General features: G+C 41.8%; 16 protein-coding genes. 5 read left to right on the forward strand and 11 right to left on the reverse strand.

Annotated features, from left to right (window positions below; translation table 11 throughout):
- Nucleotides 1–8: 8 nt before the first annotated feature.
- From KTG12_RS15950 to KTG12_RS15965, 4 genes are all read right to left on the reverse strand, one after another.
- Nucleotides 9–947: a toprim domain-containing protein gene (locus KTG12_RS15950; RefSeq protein WP_005775883.1), complete on the reverse strand. Its 939-nt coding sequence runs from the start codon at nucleotides 945–947 to the stop codon at nucleotides 9–11.
- 257 nt (nucleotides 948–1204) lie between these two features.
- A complete protein-coding gene (locus KTG12_RS15955; RefSeq protein ID WP_004328112.1) occupies nucleotides 1205–2410 on the reverse strand; it encodes a primase-helicase family protein in 1206 nt (401 codons plus the stop codon).
- A 422-nt stretch (nucleotides 2411–2832) separates the two neighbouring features.
- Nucleotides 2833–3222, reverse strand: a complete 390-nt coding sequence (locus KTG12_RS15960) for a hypothetical protein (protein WP_004328110.1) — start codon at nucleotides 3220–3222, stop codon at nucleotides 2833–2835.
- Nucleotides 3219–4442: a site-specific integrase gene (locus KTG12_RS15965; protein ID WP_005775881.1), complete on the reverse strand. Its 1224-nt coding sequence runs from the start codon at nucleotides 4440–4442 to the stop codon at nucleotides 3219–3221. The genes KTG12_RS15960 and KTG12_RS15965 overlap by 4 nt, the downstream gene beginning before the upstream one ends.
- Before the next feature lie 463 nt (nucleotides 4443–4905).
- Between KTG12_RS15965 and KTG12_RS15970 the strand changes: the two genes are divergently transcribed.
- The 4 genes from KTG12_RS15970 to KTG12_RS15985 are packed head-to-tail and all read left to right on the forward strand — an operon-like array spanning nucleotide 4906 to nucleotide 10567.
- The gene (locus KTG12_RS15970) at nucleotides 4906–6204 is read left to right on the forward strand and encodes an ATP/GTP-binding protein (protein WP_100788631.1); all 1299 of its coding nucleotides are present in this window, start codon (nucleotides 4906–4908) and stop codon (nucleotides 6202–6204) included.
- A 4-nt stretch (nucleotides 6205–6208) separates the two neighbouring features.
- On the forward strand, nucleotides 6209–6817 hold the full coding sequence (locus KTG12_RS15975) for an RloB family protein (RefSeq protein WP_195353206.1): 609 nt from the start codon (nucleotides 6209–6211) through the stop codon (nucleotides 6815–6817).
- Between the two features lie 7 nt (nucleotides 6818–6824).
- Nucleotides 6825–8747, forward strand: a complete 1923-nt coding sequence (locus tag KTG12_RS15980; RefSeq protein WP_100788630.1) for an ATP-dependent endonuclease — start codon at nucleotides 6825–6827, stop codon at nucleotides 8745–8747.
- A gap of 2 nt (nucleotides 8748–8749) precedes the next feature.
- A complete protein-coding gene (locus KTG12_RS15985) occupies nucleotides 8750–10567 on the forward strand; it encodes a UvrD-helicase domain-containing protein (protein ID WP_195353205.1) in 1818 nt (605 codons plus the stop codon).
- A gap of 93 nt (nucleotides 10568–10660) precedes the next feature.
- Here the strand turns inward: KTG12_RS15985 and KTG12_RS15990 are convergent, their stop codons facing one another.
- From KTG12_RS15990 to mobC, 6 genes are all read right to left on the reverse strand, one after another.
- Nucleotides 10661–14665, reverse strand: coding sequence for an Eco57I restriction-modification methylase domain-containing protein (locus tag KTG12_RS15990; protein ID WP_100788628.1), 4005 nt, complete (start codon nucleotides 14663–14665; stop codon nucleotides 10661–10663).
- A gap of 6 nt (nucleotides 14666–14671) precedes the next feature.
- On the reverse strand, nucleotides 14672–15700 hold the full coding sequence (locus KTG12_RS15995; RefSeq protein ID WP_100788635.1) for a restriction endonuclease subunit M: 1029 nt from the start codon (nucleotides 15698–15700) through the stop codon (nucleotides 14672–14674).
- A 244-nt stretch (nucleotides 15701–15944) separates the two neighbouring features.
- A complete protein-coding gene (locus KTG12_RS16000) occupies nucleotides 15945–17147 on the reverse strand; it encodes a site-specific integrase (protein WP_100788627.1) in 1203 nt (400 codons plus the stop codon).
- Nucleotides 17148–17151: 4 nt separating this feature from the next.
- The gene (locus KTG12_RS16005; RefSeq protein WP_100788626.1) at nucleotides 17152–17985 is read right to left on the reverse strand and encodes a hypothetical protein; all 834 of its coding nucleotides are present in this window, start codon (nucleotides 17983–17985) and stop codon (nucleotides 17152–17154) included.
- A gap of 48 nt (nucleotides 17986–18033) precedes the next feature.
- Nucleotides 18034–18981: a relaxase/mobilization nuclease domain-containing protein gene (locus KTG12_RS16010; RefSeq protein WP_100788625.1), complete on the reverse strand. Its 948-nt coding sequence runs from the start codon at nucleotides 18979–18981 to the stop codon at nucleotides 18034–18036.
- Nucleotides 18978–19352 carry a plasmid mobilization relaxosome protein MobC gene (gene mobC, locus KTG12_RS16015; protein ID WP_178264762.1) on the reverse strand — a complete coding sequence of 125 codons (375 nt, stop codon included), beginning with the start codon at nucleotides 19350–19352 and terminating at the stop codon, nucleotides 18978–18980. The genes KTG12_RS16010 and mobC overlap by 4 nt, the downstream gene beginning before the upstream one ends.
- Before the next feature lie 33 nt (nucleotides 19353–19385).
- Here mobC and KTG12_RS16020 point away from each other — a divergent pair, with 33 nt between their 5' ends.
- Entirely contained in the window at nucleotides 19386–19574 is a 189-nt protein-coding gene (locus KTG12_RS16020) for a hypothetical protein (protein WP_133122768.1), read from the forward strand.
- 44 nt (nucleotides 19575–19618) lie between these two features.
- Here the strand turns inward: KTG12_RS16020 and KTG12_RS16025 are convergent, their stop codons facing one another.
- Nucleotides 19619–20083, reverse strand: coding sequence for a DUF3408 domain-containing protein (locus KTG12_RS16025; protein ID WP_100788623.1), 465 nt, complete (start codon nucleotides 20081–20083; stop codon nucleotides 19619–19621).
- Between the last annotated feature and the right edge of the window lie 239 nt (nucleotides 20084–20322).

Consider the following 20322-nt stretch of genomic DNA (forward strand, 5'->3'; position numbering starts at 1 on the left):
TCGGGATGTCATAATCCCAACCCTTTCTTCTTGGGTTTTACGATAGTTCTTGGCGGTGGACTAACGGCTAATTTCTGCCGGATTCCACGCAGGTAATCGTTCAGGTCTTTATGCCCTTTGTAGTTGTCGGAGAAGTCGCGGATGCGTCCGGCGAACTTCCTTTCCAATTCCCGATACGCCTTTCTTCCCGCCTCGTCATTGTCGAGCATGCAGTGGATACGTCCATACCCGTGCAGCACATCTATAGCTTTGGAAACATTGGCGGTCGAATTGAGGATGACGTAATCCTGCCTGTCAAGGTCGGGCAAGTTCGAGCAGTTCCTCTTCCGCAACGTGAGGAATGAAAGATAGTCCATCATGCCCTCGAATACAAGGCATTTCTCTCTCGCTTCTCCCTGTTGCCGAATATGGCTGATGTCTTTGGGTGCGACACAGCCTTTGAAAAAACGGTTACGCACTTCAAATCCTCCCGCCACATTCGGAAAACCGATGGCGAAATAGGGCTTGCCGTTATGGGTGAAGTGGAGCTCTTTACATTGCGCCTTTGCCAAAGCGATGTTTATGCCCCGTTCCTGCAAGTATCGGAGCAATGCCGGATGGGTGAGTTCGCCCACCTCCAAATGTTGGAAACTCGGTTCGGATGCCTGCTGGCGAAAAGAGAAAGATATGGGACGGATGTGTGGTGCCTGTTCCGCTATCTTGCCAAGCAGATAAGGCACATGGTCGGATGCGTACAGTACCCCTGCAAGTGCGATGATGTTACCACCTCTTCCCAGTCCATAATCGAACCACAGGTTGCGGTCGGTGTTCACCTTGAACGAGGCTTCCGTTTCCTGACGGAACGGGGATTTATACCACAGGCAGTTTCCCTGTTGCTTTACGGGCGAATAACCCAAACTTTGCAGATAGTCCGCAATTTTGATTTGTTTTGCTTCTTGGATGTTCATGATATAATTTCTATGGATTTGATGATGACTGTAAAAACGTTGATTTGATGAATGAGATATGTATTGTCCTATACGTTAATGCTTTATATTCTCAACATCTTCTCAACAAACCACTCACAAATAGAGAATCCAACAAACTGATGCTGTTTCCCTCTCAACTTTTCTTTTCGATTGTTGAGAATTTGTTGAGAGTGTATGCTGTTTATTATCAGTATGGTTATATCATTATTCATCAATTCAACAAAAAAAGAATAGTATTACAGGGATTCAAGTTGTTCCCTTGTGACGGTGTAGAAACGACCGACTCTTTTTATCGGCTCATATCGGCACTCCCGATTGTAATTGAATTGGTAAGTGGTATATGTAAGCCCGTTAGAGGCAGGAGTAAGTTTCCAACATTCCTGCAATACCTTTCTGACTTGGTGCTTCTCCACCTTTACCTGCGAATGTACCAGCAAAAGAAGAATGTCGTTGTGGCAGAACGAGAATGTGTCCGTGCCGACACTTTCCATAATGTCAAGGATAAGTTCGCACATCTCTATCTCCAATCGGTTGCGGTTGCTGCGGATAATCTTCTGCAAGGCTTCGGTATGCAGCAAAGAGGGCGCAAACCACATACGGCTTTCCTTTTCGGTGGAAAGTTGTCTGTATTGCAGGTAATACAGAAAGGCAGGTATCTCAGCTTTCAGCTTTTGCAGGAAGTCTGTGTCATCGGATTGCAGACGGTCTATCTTGCGCACCCAATAGCGTGTTTCACCTGCATCAATGATAACAGGCAGATACTCGTTGTTGGAGCATAGCACGAACTTGGCAAAGAACGCTATCTCGTCACGGTCTTTGCCTTTGGCTTCCACCTTGTAGGAAAGTGTGGTGCTGAGGTTCTTCAACCGCTCGCTGTCCTCCCTGCGGTTGAGCAATACCTCGTCCACCACGATGAGCAGTTTTCCTGCCCAGTCGGAATTGAACTGGCTGCGGAAGTCCTCGTTGGTATTGAAAGTGACATTGTTTTGAAACACAGCTTTCAGGAAGTTCAGGAATGTACTCTTGCCCGTGTTGCGTTCTTCTGATACCAACAGCAGGATAGGCAGTTTCTGCACGGGTTGCAGGTAGAGCAATTGAAGATAGTCCATGCCCAATTCATACTGTTCACCGAAGATATGGCGCACCAATGACCGGATACAGGGAAACTCGCCTTGTTGCGGACGGTGTCCTATCGGCTCGTAGAGGTTCAGGAACTTGTCCACCACGGGACGGTAGTCCACATGGTCGGGGACGGTGCAGAAGCCGTCGTACTTCGGCACGGTGGCGAGATAGTCCTTGCCGTAGTCCTGCCGCAGTGTTTCGTTGTTCCACACGATGCGCTTCTTCACATAGCCTCCGTTCAGACGGGGCTGGTTCACTAACTTGTAGAGGGTAGTACCCACACGGATAAACTCCTCATTTTCAAAGTTGCCTTGTTTCATTAGCACTTCATTTTTTTGTTTAATCAGTGCAAAACTCGGCAATTAGCGCAGAACGGATTAACAACTCACGCATACCTCACGTAAGATTTTCTTGGATTTGGCTTTATGACATACAACAAAAGGAGGGTGTGTCAAAACAGAAATGACAACTTCTAAAAGTTACAGATTGTAACGTATAACACTTAAAAGGGTCGTATCAAGCTCTGTATGGAGTAATGATACGACCCTTTTGGGGATCTTTTAGGATGCTCAAATTTCAAATTATAAGTTCATCTTTTTAATAATTGAGTTTTGACACACCCTCTTTGTCGTAATCGTACGTATGAATGGCAATACACCTATTCACATACTCGTATAAATACATTGTTGGCAATGGGAATACGCATAGGTCTCACTACTTCATGTCGTCATATCATTAGAACTTATGCCTGATAATTAGACATATCCCAACCATTTATACCCAGCGAAAAGAAGATATTTGTTTTCTCTTTTCGCAAGTACAGCCTTTTAAATATGGCATTGCGCACCTGTTCCGCACCGAAGCTGTCAATGCGGAAAGCAAGTGCGACTATCATCGGAAAGCTGAACACATCGGCATGATACCCGTTCTCCTGCCGAACATACTTCTGTACCTCGTATTCTTTTAATGCTCCACTGTTATAGATGTTTCTGATGGCAGAACGAAGTGTCGGAGCAATTACTCCGAACAGTTCCACCAATTCCGGCTCGCTCATCCAAATGTTTGAGACATTCTCCGGCATGATGATATTGCCGGATTCATTCACTGTTATGCTGTTTCTTCTCATACTCATGACATCGTTATTCCGTTAAACGTCTTACTCAGTTTGTCGCCGAACATGGTCAGGTCGTTGTCGAGCTTCTGCGTGGTTATCTTTGCGTAGAGTTGGGTCGTGACTATATTCGTATGTCCCAACACACGGCTTACGCTTTCAATGGGCATCCCCTTGCTCAAAGCTAATGTTGCGAAGCCATGACGACTGCAATGAAATGATATTGACTTGGTTATGCCACATTCCCTTATCATCCGTTTCAACGGTTTGCAGATAGACCAATAGTTCAAGCCGGGGAATATACGATTGTCTTTCTGCATCGGTCGGTAGCGTTCGACTATCTGCAAGGGTATATCCAGCAGCTTCACTTGGAAGGCGACTTTTGTCTTGTGGCGTTTGGACAATATCCACTTCTCGCCGTTCACCTCCACGATGTTGTCATTCGTCAGTTCCTGAATGTCCACGAATGACAAGGCGGTGAAACTGGCAAAGATGAAAATGTCACGGATGTATGCGAGCTTGCTGTCTGCAAACTCATGTGTCATGACCGCTTTCAGTTCATCCTCCGTCAGATATTCCCGTTCTTTCACATTGGGGCTGATATGAAACTGGATGAAAGGATTGCGCGGTATCAACCCGTTATAATGCGCTTTCATGACCACGCCTTTCAGCCACATACAGTTTGCCCATATCGAACCGTTCCGCAATCCGGCTTCAGTCGAGAGGTATGCGGCGAACTCCTTGATGAAATCGGGAGTAAGTTCCAACATGGACATATCGCTGCGTCTGTAAAACGACTTGATAAAGGCGGCTACATGGTTTCTTGCCCGTACACGTGCCCGATAGGTAGCCATTACCCTGTCTTTGCCTACCCGTTTCTTGAACACTTCGTTCTCACGGTCGAATGCTTTTAGCAGCGTCTCATACTCGCTGCCGATTCCCTGATAGGCGTTGCGCACCATCTCAGCCGTAACAAATGCCTCGCGGTCTGAAATGCGCTGGTAATGTTTGATGATTTGCGCCTTGATGTTGTCAAGGGCAAGGTTGATGTCTCGTGCCTCGCGGCTCTTGCCTTTCGCCTTGTTTCCTTTCACGTCCCAAAGCGTTTTCGGGATGTTCTGCTTACAACTGAACTGCGCCACAGTCCCGTTGATTGTCACTCGTCCCATGATGGGGACAATACCGTTTTTCTCCTTGCTGCCGTTCACGTAGAACAGAACCTTGAATGTGCTTCTTGCCATACTCGTTTTTTGTTTGCAAAGTTATTACTCAACGAGTTAGACCTTGATATGCCAACCTGTGCCACAAGCTGCCAAATACAACACGGTGTGTTAAAAATCACCATTCGGCGGGTAATGATTTGGAGACAATTCTTTTGCTTAGTAGTATATCCCTATTTTTCAGTAATTTACAAATCTACTTTATGGCAATAGGTAATGGATTTGTAACGTGCTATCTTCTTCATCTTGCTTCAAATTGAAGTGGAATGATTAGCTGATGACAAAGATACAATTATTTTCCGAATGTTCAATGCCGTATCTAAATTAATCATCATATTTGGTGGTATTTTCACGAATCATAAAAATAGAAATTCTGCTTTTAATTGCAGATTTTGTAGTTTAATTACAATATATTTGGTTATAATTTTATCATACGATATTTTATGTATATCTTTGCACTCAAAACAAGATAAACGCAACGGTTATGATAGCAGAGTTCAGTATTGAGAATTATTTCTCCGTTAAGTCGGTTCAAAAAATCAGTTTTGAACCTTCATCAGACACATTCATGTCCGATGAGTATTCGTATGAAGTGAAGGATGGCGTTAGGTTGCTAAAGTTGGGAGTCATTTATGGTGCAAATGCCTCGGGAAAAACCAATATATTGAACGCTATTGGTTTTTTCAGGATGCTTGTTCTGAGAATGCCTAAAGACCGTAATGCAAAAACAGGAGTTGTTCCCTTCATGCTGGACGATACATCAAGGAATGAAAAGACAAAGATGTCAATGGTGTTCTATATCAACCAATCCAAATATATCCTTAGTTTTGAATTGGATGAGAGATACATCTATTCCGAGACATTGGTCGTTTATGAGTCTATTCGTCCTACCAAATTGTATAGCCGTAGTTATGATGCCGATACAGACTCGACAACCATAGAATTTGGTGCGAATTTGAAAATGACAAAAAAAAGCCAAGACGTCATTTCTGGCAATACCATAAATAATTGTAGTGTGCTTGCTGCATTTGGCAAAAGCAATGTGGAGCGAACCAAACTGAATGATGTGTACGACTACTTTGCCACACAGATAAAGGATGTATTGGCTCCGGGAATGTTGCTGTCGGGATATGTAAAATCACGTTTGGATAAGGACGAAACTGGGGATTTGAAGAGGTTTGTATTGGACTTCCTGAAGGCCTCCGATTTTAATATAGAGGATGTTATCTTGCGCGAGGAAGAAGAACTGATTTCTCCAGAATTAGAGCAGTTGATTCAAAACGCCCCTATTGAAGATGATGCAAAAGCAGAGATGCTCCGAAAGGGTAAAATCACAAATACAGAACTGACTTTCAAGCACAAGGCTGGAGACAGTTTATATGACTTGTCCGAGGAATACGAGTCCAATGGTACTATAAGATTCTTGGGAATGGCAGTAATCCTGAATTTCCTGTTAAAAACCAATCGTTTTGTACCCATCGATGAAGTGGAAACAAGTATTCATTACGAGTTGCTGGCTTATTTCATAAAGGTATTCTTGGCAAACAGCGACGGAACATCTCAAATGCTCCTGACGACACATGATATAAATCTTCTCAACGAGGATTTTATCCGTCGTGATACGATATGGTTCACCGATAAAGACGAGCTGGGAGAAACTAAAATAGTGCGCCTCTCATCCTTGGGATTGCATAAGAACCTGTCTCCGTACAATGCCTACAAGCAAGGGAAACTGGTGAAATTACCATTCCTTGGCAGTCAATACATTAACCTAAATGACTAATGTTATGAGGCGGACAGTAACAAAAAGTATCGCCATCATAGGCGAGGGAGAAACAGAATGGTTCTATTTCGACTCTTTGAGGGTAGCGTGTCGTTATCCTTTCAAGGTTGCGCCAGACTTTCCACAGCATAGTGACATCAATCATATGCTAAAACTGGTTGAATCCTACTTGAACAAGCAGTATGATTTCATTGTATGCCTGTTTGATATGGATAGGCTGTATCAATATCCTTCCGAAATGCAGTTGTATCAGCGAGCAAAGAATGAGTATAGCAAAAAGAAATATGCAGGAAAGGTGATGTTTGTAGAAACGAATCCTTGCACGGAATTTTGGTTTCTGCTCCACTTCTTGCCTAATGTGGTTTGTCGGCGATACGAGAGTTATGAGCAACTGTTGCCTGAATTGCAGAAGTATATGGCGGGATATGAAAAGACCAAACGCTATTTCATACGCACCAACCTCTATAAGTACTTGACAGAGAATGGTGATTTGGAACGGGCGATGGCAAATTCAGAAAAGCTATGCCAATTATGTCAAGAGTCTCCTGAGGATTTGAAGGCATATTCGGAAATACACAAAGTGGTAAAATTATTAAATAATTTAGCGATATAATAGACTTATGTATCTAAGTAAGATTTATATAAAGAACTTTCGAGGTATCAAAGAACTATTGGTGAAATTTGATAAAAAACTGAATGTTATTATCGGATCTAACGGACAGCTTAAAACATCTTTGGTGGATGCTATCAGATTGTTTTATTCGTGGGGAGAACCGAACCGAGATATAGAGATAACAAAAGAGGATTTTCATGTTGAATTTACACAAAACCCCGATGGGACAACAACGGCAACCACCTCGACAAGAATAGATATATGTTACCTATTTGAAGGATTATCAGCACAGCAAGAAGGGGCATTTTATCAATATCTGGACAAAAAAGACGATGGCTCTATGGTTGCTAGGGTTCACCTGAGTTTCGAGATGAAGGAGAAGGGAAGAATTTATTCCTCATACATAACAGGTAAAGAGGAGAATGGTATTCGTGCAGATTGGAATACGTTTCATTATTTTCATCCTTATTATTTGGGAGCATTGCGCGATAGTACGCGTGATTTGATGAGCACACGTAATAACCTATTAGGACGGGTGATTAAAAGAAAGATTAATAGAGCAGGTTCGGAGGATGATGTGAAAAGCATAGTTGATAACGCAAATGTTCAGCTTTTGCAGAGACAAGAAGTAATGGAAACGCAAACTGGCATAAACGACAACCTGACCCAGATAAATAGGTCAGACCTTAAAGATGTAGAGTTGCATATAGAGCAGAATAGGATTGAGTATATTGTTAATATCATTAAACCATTCTTGCCATATTCACAAAATGACAAGAAAGGATTTGTGTTGACTCAAAATAGCCTTGGGTATAACAATCTGATATACATAGCTTCGGTATTGAGTGACATTAAAGATTGTCATGTGGATGACAATGTGAGTATATATGCATTGCTGATAGAAGAACCTGAAGCCCATCTACACCCACAACTACAGGTTAATCTATATAACTTCCTTAAAGATGCTGATGCAAGTGAAAATAGCCAGACATTTATCACAACCCATTCGCCGACTTTAACATCAAGAATACCACTGGAAAATATAATTCTGCTGAAAGATAATGACGCTTATCATGTGGGTAATTGTTTTAAAGAACGGCATTCAGAAAATATTATTCGGGATGTTGCTAAGAACAATAGACCCTTAAAGGTCGAAGAAGTTGTATCCTATAGAAAGATGATATCTAGATATTTTGACGTTACTCGTTCACAGTTGTTATTCTCGTCTGGTTGTATGTTTATTGAGGGTATCTCAGAGTGCCAATTAGTTGAGACATTCTCTAAACTGATTGACAAATCACTGATTGACAATCAAGTTGAGATTGTTGATACGGATGGAACTGCTTTCTATCAGTTCTTGATGTTATTTAATTCTTCTCATAAGGCGAAGCGTTTGCCAATGAAAGCGGCATTTGTAACGGATGAGGACCAATTTACTGACTCTAAGTATAAGGAATATAATCTAGATGAGTTGGTAAAAGATAATTATACAAAACTGCATACCCTTAGAGATGGGATTAATAATGGTAAAATGAATGGCCGCATTGATAATTTGAAAGCTATGGCTAATCATCAAGACGGTATTAAGGTATGTTCTGGAAAGAAAACACTTGAATATCAAATATGTAAAGCAAATGTTTTCGCGAATAAAGAGACAACGAGAGAGACTTGGCTTTACGAATTGATTAAACAAGAGAATATAGAAGGTATAAACAAGGTGGATTCCTACATGACAGGACTTGGAGAGGGAGAAATGAGCGAAGTGGAACAGCAGAATGTTGCATTGCTAATGTGGAAATGTCTGCCAAGTAAGGCTGAGTTTGCTCAAACATTAAATTCATTCTTACTAGATAAAAAAGGAATAGGAGGTGACATTAAGTTCACTTTGCCTCCATATATTCAAGATGCAATAACTCATTTAGTACCATGAGTATGGATTACGATATAACACCGCAACGACAAGTATATCTTGATGCACGTGGTTATACAATACTAACAGCGTGTCCTGGTAGTGGCAAGACTACGAGCATAGTGAAGAAACTTTTAACAGTGTCACATCATTGTGAAGAGCATTATGGCACGCATACAGGGTTTGCCTGCCTGTCATTCACCAATAAGGCTTGTGCTGAGTTAAAACAAAAATATAAGGAGATGCATAATGAAAGGTTGACATACCCCAATGAAGTGTTGACTATTGATAGTTTTATTATGCAGTATGTAGTGCTTCCGTTTTGGTATCTATGTGATGAATGTAAAAAGCGACCAATAGTAGTGAACGAAACAGAAATACTAGATCGGATTTATTATAACAATATTCAGATAAACGGTAAATGGCAGCAATACCCAGTGATGGCACTCCGAACTTACGCAAGTCTGATGCGCCGTAAGAATCCATCATTAGTATCAAGAGACAAGACGGCCTTTAAATGGAAGCACAAACCAGTGATTGATGCAAATGAAATTGCCTATTGCAATGCAGCTTTTACATATCGTTTAGAAAAAGGTTTTATTTCAAGCAGCGATGCACTATGGATGGCATGTGATATATTGGAGCATCATCAAGGTATAGCCAAAGCACTTGTAATGCGTTTCCCTTATGTCATCGTTGATGAGGCACAGGATAATTCTGAACTGCATTTTGAGTTTTTCAAGCTGTTAAAGAGAGCCGGTTTGCAAAATCTTGAATTTGTGGGAGATATTTGTCAGTCTATCTATGGATTTAACAATGCGAGACCAGAGTTGCTACAAAGCATGATGAAAGAAGGTGGATGGAACGTTTTGCCACTATCTGAATGCAGACGTTCTAACCAACGTATAATAGATTTGTATAGTAAACTGAAATCAAGCGATGTGCCGGCTATTACTTCACATGGTGTGGAGGATAAAGAAATTCCCATCGTAGTATATAAGTATGATGACGGGAATGTTAGGGATATTATTCGGAATTTCCACCAAGTTTGTGAAAATAATGATTTGCCAAGTAGAATTATATTAGCACGTGGAGTAAATAAGTGTAAGAAATTAGCCGGTGTTAAGGATGTCGATTTCAAGTACTGGAAAGCAGAACAACATCTGCCTTATTTGATAATAGATGCCGCCTTCGCATTCGATTCGGGAGATATGGACTATGCTTTTAGGAAAATAAGACTTGTATTAGCTGAACTTTTGGCTGGTAATAACCCTGAAGCAAGGCGTAAGTTCGTGCAAGAAATTGAACGTAATGTGGACTGGAATACAAGGATATTTAGTTTTCTAAAACAAATACCTGCATTTTCATTGAGTTTCAAAGACTGGTCAGAACAGACCTGTACATTATTAAAGGATTATTGGGAACTTGAAGAGAGACCTGTTTTTGTTCCATATCAAAGGCAAACGGGATATAAGATGAAGGAGATGGCAGATGCGCCTGTAGAGCAATATCACCAATCAAATAATAAGGGCAGTGAATACCATAAAAGTATAGATACGATACATGCTGCAAAGGGAGCAACTTTGGATGCAGTACTTCTGTTCCTGTCGTCTGATAGCAGGGGACAAAGTGTTTCGCTGAATGATTTTCCACGCAGTGCAGTTAAAGTCATGACTGAAAGTCAGCGAATGATATATGTAGCTTGTTCGAGGGCTAGGCAATTTCTGGCATTGGCAGTCCCCAAGTCTATAGCAGATGAAAATATTAGGAGAGCCTTGGCTGGGGTGGACATAGATATTCGTAATATCAACCTGCAAGGTGAATTGACTTTTATAGATTAGTACATCAAAAACCTTGGGCGGAAACAAGTTTATAAGTTTCCGCCCATTTAACTAAGGGGGGTATAGAATGAGTCAAGACGCAATACTCCCCAATTAAAGTGGTTTTGAGGCAAGTACTTCTTTTATATATTGTTGATTCCGATTATCAATGCCGAACTCCTTATAAAGTTGGGCATTCACATCGCCACAATAATCAATAATGCCATTGGCATCGGAATAGTCCAATAAATCTGGCACTTTCTTTGCCAAAGAGGTCAAGGATTCGTCTGTAAGCAAAAAGGCGAAGCGAATAATTTCACTTGTAGCATATTTGAAGAAGTTCTTGGCTTCTTGTTCTGTGGCGAAAGTTTTCAATGCCACGCGAGATCGCCCAAATGCACTATGGTTATCTACGATGGCGATTTGATTGCTACGCTTTTGTCCCCCGGCATTGGCACTTGAAACTATCACTTTCCATCTGTTCAAATATTCAAGTCCCGTTGTAATAACACCTTTGTTTGCGATATACCATTTAGCTCTACCGCTTTTACCTGCTTTATCATTGGTAAATAACTTTATTTCTGATTCATAATTGAAATAGTCTCCTTCACTGTACTCTCTTACAAGTGTGGGGTGTCGTTCTACGAAGTCGCTTTCTATAGAAAATAGTTTCTGAGACAAGACTGACTCGTGTAAACTTTTGTATTTACTAATAATGGCATCTAAACAAGAAACGATTTCATTATCAAGAGGATTTAATGGAAATAAATCTTCTTTAGGATTATCAGCATCAACTGCTATTTCTTTCCCATTTTTAGAATAGATATATTTAAAGCCACTACTTTCTTTATATATATCTTTCATAACAATAGACAAGCCATCTGCAATACCTACTTCTTTGAACACATCCGTTGAATCTGGAAAGAATTTCAAAAAGTACAAATGAGGATCGTTGATTTGCGAAAGGCCAAATTGTTCAAGCCCTTTCCCTGAGCGATGAATCCATCTTGCACCAGGATAGATTAGTGAAGTATATCTACCCAATCGGTCGCTTATTGTTTGAAAATGTTGGAATATACTTGAACTACGTTTTTGTCCGTTGGTTGTTTCCTTTTGGGCAACAACCTCTTGATACGGAGGATTCCCTACTATTGCATTGAATTTCATATTCTTTATCCCTGTTCTTTCTGAAACGAATTTATCAATCTGCTTGATAAAGTGTTCAGGCTTGTTTTTGATTTGATTGATTAAGTCCTCAAAGTATCTGGTGTTTGCCTTTGCTTTACGAAAACCGATGAGGGTTCGCTTGGTGATACTCTTTGCCATCGGAGTTTTGCAGATGACAAAGATGTTTTCTGCGACTATCTTGTCCCATATCCGCTGTTCGTCTTCAATGCTTGACACCGAAAACAGCGAGTTTTTGACACGTGTGCGGTAGATGCTGTATGCCATATAGAGAGGATATAACCCCGACTTTGAGTTGATTTCAAGAATACGAGAATCTTCGGCAAATACATTGGCGGTCACTTCGCCCTTGTCGATGAAACGAGGTTCGTGCAGTGTAGTTTCATACCCCTTTTCAAAGAAGTTGTATCCACCCAAGCAGTCGCCAAGGTGCATGTTTACCACACGCCAAGGAGTAAGCACCGTTTCCTTGTCCGGATTACGGAATGTGCTAAAAATATCCGTTATGCGCTCAATGCGTTCCTCCACACTGAGTTTGTCGGCAGCACGAGCCATAGCACGGATACGCTTTCCGGCGGCACAGAATATCTCCGGATCGTAGTATTTTTTGATGCTGTTGAATTTCTGCTTGGTAACACCCTTAGGCATAAACTCTTCCCACGATTGAGGGTCGATGAGTGAAGCGAAGTTGTCAATGGTGATTTCTTGAGATTCGTCTTTCAGCTCCGCTCCATAAATCAGCAAAGGCATACGGATAGAGATACCCCGAAGAATGGAAATGGCAGCTTCCCGATTGTTCTTTTTCTTTTTCAGTTCTTCAAGACGTTGCTTCTCTTCCTCTGTCAAAGGCTGTTTGTCCTTGCCTTTCTTCTTGGATTTCTTTTCAAGACTTTCAAGTTCCTCGTATTGCTCATCAGTCAGCCCCTGATTGTTAATGTCCACTTGATTCGTCTTGGGCATGGCTTTAGTCTGACCGATAATCTTTTTGAGGTCATCGAACTCCTGCAATTCCAAATCATTAAGTTTCATCAACTCGTCATTATACAGACTTCTGTCTTCAAAACCATTACGTACAACCCGTTCCACATAAACCTTTTTGAGCTGTTCTAGCATCTTCGGCACATCAAACTGGTTCATCTTGGAACCCTCGATGGATATTATCGGGCAGAAGTTCAGGAACTCGCCCATAATCTTACGGTCATTGCCGCTGGTCTTTCCTGCCTTGGATGAAATCTTGGCTGTTTCGGCTATCACCTTCAATGTCCTGTCTGGAGCAAAATCAAAGACATAGCATTGCTCTTTTACTCTTCCGTTGATAGTGGCAGGAGTCTGTACACGGAAAATGGTCTGCATATAACTGGAGGCAGCTGTGTTATATGAACCAGACAACATAAACACTGCAGTCCAAGCCTTAACACTGACACCCGTTGTCAGTCTGCCACAAGACAAGGTTATGGTACGAGTGGCGTCAGGGTCTTTGCCAATGGCTTCTTCTACCGCCACAAGTGCATCCTTGCTTTCTTCATCCTCGTCTCCATTGCCGGCAACATTCACCACCTTGAAATGTTGGAATACTGGATGTGTCTGCAACATGGCACTCATTGCCCGTGCCTCCTTCACTCCCGGCAGCATCCACAGGGTATGACGGAAGATGTTGCGGTATTCCTCATTCGCAAACGGATAGCAACTCTCCTTGTCCTCTTTGGTTATAAGATTCAAGAAAGCACTTACATCCTTGTCATGAACGAAAGTTCCACTATTATTTACACGGAAGAACTCACGGAAGTTGAATGCCACATCTTCATCAACAAACTCATTGAGCAATCGTCCGAGGTCATAGGTGTAAATGTTCATGGTAGGCAGTGAGGCGTATGGATTAGGGTCTCCAAAATGCAGTTCATCCCAAGACGCTTTGGCTCGCTGCTCCATCACATAGTCCCAAGTGTATATCTCATCCTCCTTGAAATCGTCCAACAAATTGAAAGGAGTGCCGGAAAGACGCAGAATCTTGGTTTGATCCTTCGTAAGTTCCTGCATTACAGCCTTGCCCAATTCCGTCTGTGTACCTTCGTGCGCCTCGTCCACAATGATACAGTCCCAAGCGGTGGCAAACACTTCATTGTTCTTATCAAAGTTGCCGCCTACAAGTTCAGAACCACGCAAGTCTTGCATGGAAGCAAAGTAAACATATTTGCATTGTCCTTGTTTAGCTCTTGTTTCCAGCGAAATATGGCTGTCACCGTTATTCTTTGAGCCGTATGCAAAATCCCGCCTATCATAGAATATCTTGCCAAAGTCCTCAAACCAACCGCTATCAACTACTGGGCGGTGGGTAAGAATCAAGGTTCGGCTGAAAATCATATCTTTCACTACCTGTAATGCAGACAGCGTTTTACCGAAACGCATCTTGGCGTTCCACAGCATTTGGTTTCCTTTCTTAAACTGCTTTTTAGTCTTTTCTATGGCTTCACGCTGTTCCGGTCGGAATACAATAGGACTTTTGTCGTGTGAAACCTCAGCAGAAGATAATGATTCACGCCCCTCTTTTACGGCTATTATCGCCCGTTTAATTGTTTCAAGGTCGGTAATAAACCACTCGTTGGCTTTGTTCTCGGTATCAAATATCTTTTTCCTAATACCTGAACGCTCCAGCACGCTATGCACTTCCTTGTCATTGAAAGAACACAAACCATACTTGCTGTTGTATATCGTAAGTTCCGTATATAAGAGGTCGTATGCGATACCTGCCGTTTGCGTATATTGGTTGATACGTTTCTTGGCAGACTCGTTGAGGGCTTTGCTGTTGGGAGCAAGACCGAAAACATTGTCATTATCACAAGTGGCTTCTCCCACTTTCAGACATCCACTGTGCGCAGCATCGTTGATGCGGAACACATATATCAGTTTTAACTTTAGTGAAGATGTGAATTTCATACCGCACTATTTTATTAGGTCTATAAATCGGATTCGTTTTCCCTTTTTGCCTGTTGCCTTGTCGGTGGCATGCCAGTCCTTGATTTGGCAATAGACCCCATTGTGCCTGCGGATGTCATCTTTCAGACATCCTTCACATTGGGTGACCACTTCGTTAGTCCCGAACAGGTCGGCTACAACTTCCCTACGTTCTCCGCAACTATTTGGAATGACACCTTTTAATCCGTCCATCTGCCATACGTTCCACGAAATGATGTAAGCGATGTAGTTAACGGATTTCAATAGAGGGTTTTTCCCGAACTTGTTGCGGTAATACTCAATAAAAGAGAAAAGAAGGGATTCACGGGCAAGCAGAAGATTGTCACCTTGCCATTCGTAGGCATAGATACTCTTGTAGGCATCCTGTACGGCTTTCAGCCACTCACCAGAAGTAGTAGCGTTCTCGCTGATAATACGCAGCTTACGGTCAAGCAATCCAATACGCCTCTCCACCGGAATAAACTCCCCTGTAGTGGTATCGTAACGACTCACGAGGTAGGGAGCCTCGCCACAAGTGATTTCCATACGGTTCTCACGCACATAGTCCTTCCAAGTCTTGCCCTCAGGAAAAGTAATTTTTTCCTCATTGACCTGCCAAGTGTTTGTACCATCGGCTACGGTTATCTCCTTGTTGAATACATCCTTTCTGCCAAACCAAGCCTCGTCTATCAGATTGTTTTGTGCATTGCATATCCACGAAGGGGTAAACACTTCGGCCATTTCATGGGAACGCATGGTCTGTGTTACCTTATGCTTCAATACACGAGGCATGACCACATTGCCGTTATTCCCTGTTATCAGTTCAGGCAAAATAGGTGATTGATACTCGTAACCGATACCCAAATGCTCATAATCCGAGGTTGCCCAAAATATATTGTGCTGAATACCGTTTTGGCTCGTTGTATGGTCTTTGAGCAATGTATTCAGCAAATCGGGCGAAAGTGCAATTAGATTGGTTTCCTGTATGTCTATGTTATCGGTTGTTTTCTCAATCATCTTCAATTACATAAAGGGAATGAGAAAGTCCCGATGTCTTTCTTGGAAAGAGGGAGGACTAAATCTAAAAGGCTGATTTATAGAAGTATTCTATCTTATTGAGATAAACAACGATATAGTTTTTAATATTCCAATAAATTTATAGATAGTACAATGCGCTGAATTTTCAATAAAATGCGTAAATTTGCATCAGAGTAAGTCCCTCTTTCCAAGAAAGATACATTTTTGCTAAACATTTTTGCTCTTACAGACTTTTCAATATCTGTGCATTGGCATTGTCCACCAGAGTGTTATCCAATGATGCCAGATAAATTTGGGTGGTACTTTCAGAATCATGTCCCATCCCCTCACTGATAACAGAAAGCGGTATATTCTTGTACTTGGCTGCGCTTGCCCAAGAATGCCGGGCGCAATACATGCTTAATGGCGTAGATATATTTACCAGTTTTGCAATCTCTTTCAAATGGCGGTTTATGCCGGACAAGATATTCCTGTAGCACTTATGACTATCGAGGTACGGATATTTCAGAATGGGCAAAAGATAGGAACTGCTACTGTCTGTGGAATACTTATTTATGATTTCCTGCATACACCTTTCCCATTTGATAACCAACAATTGCCCTGTTTTACGTCGACGATATGACAAACTGCCGTTTTGGAGATCACTCTTTTTCAGATATGCCATATCTACAAATGCCATTCCTCGTGTATAGAAACTGAACAGGAACATGTCCCTTGCAAATTCCAGATTGGGCTGTAAGGATAGATTCATGTTCTTTATACGCTTGATGGCAGATAAGGGAACTGCACGCTTGACAGTCTTGTCCACTCCCGTATAGACATGCCTGAAAGGATTACACTGATTAATCAATCCTTTTTCCAATGCTCGGTTATATACGGCCCGGAAAATTCGCATATAAAACGAACTGCTATTACGTACCGCCCCTTTGCCATGGAGATAGGCTTCATAAAGCTGCATTAAATCAGAATCTATTTCCGATAAGGCCACATCCTTGCACTGTCTGAATTGCATAAAACTTTTTAAGGCATAGGAATAGTTCTCAGCCGTGCGTATCTTTCCCATCTGCTTGAGGTGGGCTATCGTGCCTTGCATAAAGTTGAATAATGACTGTTCGTTTACCGCCTTATTGAAAGTTGAAATTATATCATCAGCTGTATATATAACATGCATATTTTCAAATCTGCCTATGATTGATTGTAGTCGCTTAACGTCCCAGTTTATTCGCTCCTGAATCGACTGCAGAAAATCGTATCGATTATCAGAACCGATTATGATAGAATTGTTTTTATTGTTCCACTCGTGCGTAAAAAGTCGGAAATCCGTCTTTAATTGACGGATTACTCGATTCTGAATAATTTGATAATAGATTGTACCCTCCTTACCTGCGGTAGTGGATGGTCTGAATTTTACTTTGATACTTGCCATACGCTCACTTTTTAAGTTTGTCCGATTGAATGGGCTTGCCCTTGATGGACGTTGCCTTGTTTTCCTGCTCTTTTGCCGCCTGTTCTTTTAGTCGGGCTTGTTCGGCAAGGGCAGCTCGCTTGCGTACTGCTTCTTCGTAGGCTTTCACATCTTTACGCATTTGGCGAATCTTGTTGTTATCCCTGTTAAGTTCAAAGATGTTTTCCAAGTTTTCAATCAGTTTTGGTGAGGCTTCGCCTTTCATTTTGATGTAGCGATACTTCAAATCATTGTCGATACGCTCATAGTTCGGTTGTCGAACAAAATAGAGTGCGACAGCCAAAACGACAATCGCTGCAAACATTCCGCTAAAACCCCAGAATATGAAAGGCGATTCAATACTGAAACTGTGGTGGCTCTCATTGTAAATTCCTCCTTTGATATTTTCATCTGTAGCTCTTAGCAAGGATTTCAGCTCTTCCGTTTCCTGCGTTTGTATTGCTTTAATATCCGACATCATCTCCATTATTTTATCGGAAGAATCGGTCTGCTGTTTCCGGTTTTGCCGATATTCGTTCCTTAATGCGGACAAGGTTTCCACAAACTTATCCGGAGTAGAAGCTCGATTTAAGAGATTTGCAGTATCGCACTTAATAGAGGCAAGTCCTTCTGAAGTGCGTTTAAACTCTGTTTTAACGGCGTTCAAATCTTGTTTTAACTCCTGTAATGAAAATTCATTTACACTATTATTTACTTCGGAATTTCCATTCTCCGATTGGGATATGGATAATCCGTTTACCTTATTCTCGATTCTATCCAAGCACCCATAGATGCTTTCAATAAGTTCTTCTTGTTTCATACTATTGATTTTTAATGTTATACCTTTGATTAATAATTATGTGTCGAATTATAACCCGAAACTATTCTTGCGTTTCTTTTTCTTCCGTCTGCGGAGTAACTCGTCATACGGAATCTGTTCGTCTTGTTGGCTATTGCCTGATGGCATAAACAATCCCAGTCCGCCTTCAATCAAACCGTTGTCTTGTGAATATTGCAGTTGTTCCTGCGATATTATTGACTCTTGTTTCGGTTTTTTAGGCTCTTGTTCTGTTTCCGGCTTATTCCAACTTAGACGGGCATTTAATTTGGCAAAACTGAAATCCCTGCTGATTTGCGAAGCCTTGAATGTCAGTCCGTCTTTGGTAAAGCGTATGCCTTGAATATCATTCAAAGACTTTATCTCACGGCTTCTTTTCACAAACTCCAGCTTGACACCATGTCCGACTAAATTGTCATTGAACTCATTCCATGTTTTGGAATATTTTAGAGCCTGTTTGACCGCATTGTGAATCTCATATTTCACACGCTCTACAGGACGAAGTTTCTTCACATTGGTCTTACCTTTATCCTCTGCGTAGGTCAATCCGTACTTGTCTTTAAGTCTCTTTGTAGCAATTTCATTACGCTTAAAGTCGTTCTGTGAAGAGATTACTTTTCCGTCATATCCGATACGGTTATAGACCAGATGGCAATGCGGATTGTCCGTATTGTTATGCCTTACCAATATGAATTGAGTGTCTTTTATTCCCATCAAATCCATGTATTCCATAGCAATTTTAGCCATAAACTCATTTGAGAGTCTTGGCTTGTCTTCGGGTTTGAAACTCAAAGCGATGTGACCGACAGGCTGTTTTATTTTCGGATTAAGCATACGCTGGTAGTTGAAACTATCCGTTAATTCACGGTTACTGCCCAACAATACACCATCGGAAGCGATGATTTCAGCATTGTCTTTGCCCATCACGTAGCGGACGCATCCGCCAAAGGATTTTCCTTTCTTTATCTTGCCAATCATAACTGCCTCCTTTCCGATGATTTATACTCGTTCATTACCGCTTTCAGTTTTTCAAGCAATTCCATCAGTATATTCTTGGTACGGTTGAATCCTGCCTGATGCGACAGCTTTGTAAGCTGGTTCAGATTGTTCGCCATTCCAACAAGATTGCGCATGGTGGCCGCTTCTTCCGGAGAGTGCTTAGCCATAATCTGTGCATTGAATGTGGAATCCCTGATATACTCCGCAAGCGTCCTGTTCGCCTGCCTGCTGCGAAGACACAGCCTGTCGTAATCAGGCTTGGAGAATTTCACCGTCACGGATTTTGTCAACTTGCGAAGGCTGCTTGCTTTCGGTCTCCCTCTCGGTTTGATTTTGTCTTTGTTACTCATATTACTTGGTTTATTGTGATAAGTCATTTTACCATGTTGGTATCTTTTACAATCTGCGACCGTTGGGAGCGGATTGCCTCCACTTGTGAAAGTGGAGCGAGGTTTTCGGGTGCAATGGCGGCTTGTCCGACATTTTTCGGCATCCCGAAAGATAACCTCGCTCCCTCCCCGAAACAGACGTTTCACTCCTCACTCCGATTGGAGGGATTCAAGGATGCCTGACGGCACTAATGCAGCGTGCAGATACATTTTTCATCGGTTATATGTTATAATTTACGCCACTGTTCAAACTCTTCCGAGTAGATTTCAAGATGTTGTCGGGCGATGTTTTCAAGAAGTCCCGAAACACTCATTCTGCGGCTTCCGAGTTTGCGGACAAACTCGTCAAGCCTGTCACGCACCTCGCAACTGACAAATACGGGTTTGCGGTCTTCGATTTTCGGAACTTGCAGGAAAGCGGTACGGTATTCTTCCAATGACATCCTTCGCTGTCGGCTGCTAACCCGACAACGGGGTGTCGAAAATGTCCTATCTTTCCCCATCGGCATTTGAAGATTGCCGGATGGGATTTCGGATTGTTCCGTGACGGTTAATGGAGTTTCGATACCGACATCGCCAGTAAACGATTCTTCTGTACTTTCAAGATTTTCACCATCTGGAAGAAACTGTGACATTTCCGTACCAGTCATAGCTTCCCATTGCTCTTTGCTAAAACTTTTCTTTGTTGCCATAATCTTTGAATTTTAATCGGTTTATACAGTGGTCTCAGTGCGCACATTGACCTGTTATCGGCAACAAAGGAAGTAGGTATACTGCATGGAATCAAGCAAATGGAGATAGCGTAGCAATTATGATGGCTTTTGCGTTTTAGCCACTGAATCAACAGTGCAAACTGCAATGATTTGCCATACTCGAACGATTATAGATATTGGATAATGATTCGTTAGAACAGAGTTTTTGTTGAATCCGG

The organism is Parabacteroides sp. MSK.9.14 (genome assembly GCF_019041495.1).
Taxonomy (GTDB): Bacteria; Bacteroidota; Bacteroidia; order Bacteroidales; family Tannerellaceae; genus Parabacteroides; species Parabacteroides merdae.

What these genes read in the sequence shown, in the direction of transcription:
- KTG12_RS15950 (WP_005775883.1), bottom strand. Translation starts at nt 947, where the DNA reads ATGAACATCCAAGAAGCAAAACAAATCAAAATTGCGGACTATCTGCAA.
- KTG12_RS15955 (WP_004328112.1), bottom strand. Translation starts at nt 2,410, where the DNA reads ATGAAACAAGGCAACTTTGAAAATGAGGAGTTTATCCGTGTGGGTACT.
- KTG12_RS15960 (WP_004328110.1), bottom strand. Translation starts at nt 3,222, where the DNA reads ATGAGTATGAGAAGAAACAGCATAACAGTGAATGAATCCGGCAATATC.
- KTG12_RS15965 (WP_005775881.1), bottom strand. Translation starts at nt 4,442, where the DNA reads ATGGCAAGAAGCACATTCAAGGTTCTGTTCTACGTGAACGGCAGCAAG.
- KTG12_RS15970 (WP_100788631.1), top strand. Translation starts at nt 4,906, where the DNA reads ATGATAGCAGAGTTCAGTATTGAGAATTATTTCTCCGTTAAGTCGGTT.
- KTG12_RS15975 (WP_195353206.1), top strand. Translation starts at nt 6,209, where the DNA reads ATGAGGCGGACAGTAACAAAAAGTATCGCCATCATAGGCGAGGGAGAA.
- KTG12_RS15980 (WP_100788630.1), top strand. Translation starts at nt 6,825, where the DNA reads ATGTATCTAAGTAAGATTTATATAAAGAACTTTCGAGGTATCAAAGAA.
- KTG12_RS15985 (WP_195353205.1), top strand. Translation starts at nt 8,750, where the DNA reads ATGGATTACGATATAACACCGCAACGACAAGTATATCTTGATGCACGT.
- KTG12_RS15990 (WP_100788628.1), bottom strand. Translation starts at nt 14,665, where the DNA reads ATGAAATTCACATCTTCACTAAAGTTAAAACTGATATATGTGTTCCGC.
- KTG12_RS15995 (WP_100788635.1), bottom strand. Translation starts at nt 15,700, where the DNA reads ATGATTGAGAAAACAACCGATAACATAGACATACAGGAAACCAATCTA.
- KTG12_RS16000 (WP_100788627.1), bottom strand. Translation starts at nt 17,147, where the DNA reads ATGGCAAGTATCAAAGTAAAATTCAGACCATCCACTACCGCAGGTAAG.
- KTG12_RS16005 (WP_100788626.1), bottom strand. Translation starts at nt 17,985, where the DNA reads ATGAAACAAGAAGAACTTATTGAAAGCATCTATGGGTGCTTGGATAGA.
- KTG12_RS16010 (WP_100788625.1), bottom strand. Translation starts at nt 18,981, where the DNA reads ATGATTGGCAAGATAAAGAAAGGAAAATCCTTTGGCGGATGCGTCCGC.
- mobC (WP_178264762.1), bottom strand. Translation starts at nt 19,352, where the DNA reads ATGAGTAACAAAGACAAAATCAAACCGAGAGGGAGACCGAAAGCAAGC.
- KTG12_RS16020 (WP_133122768.1), top strand. Translation starts at nt 19,386, where the DNA reads ATGTTGGTATCTTTTACAATCTGCGACCGTTGGGAGCGGATTGCCTCC.
- KTG12_RS16025 (WP_100788623.1), bottom strand. Translation starts at nt 20,083, where the DNA reads ATGGCAACAAAGAAAAGTTTTAGCAAAGAGCAATGGGAAGCTATGACT.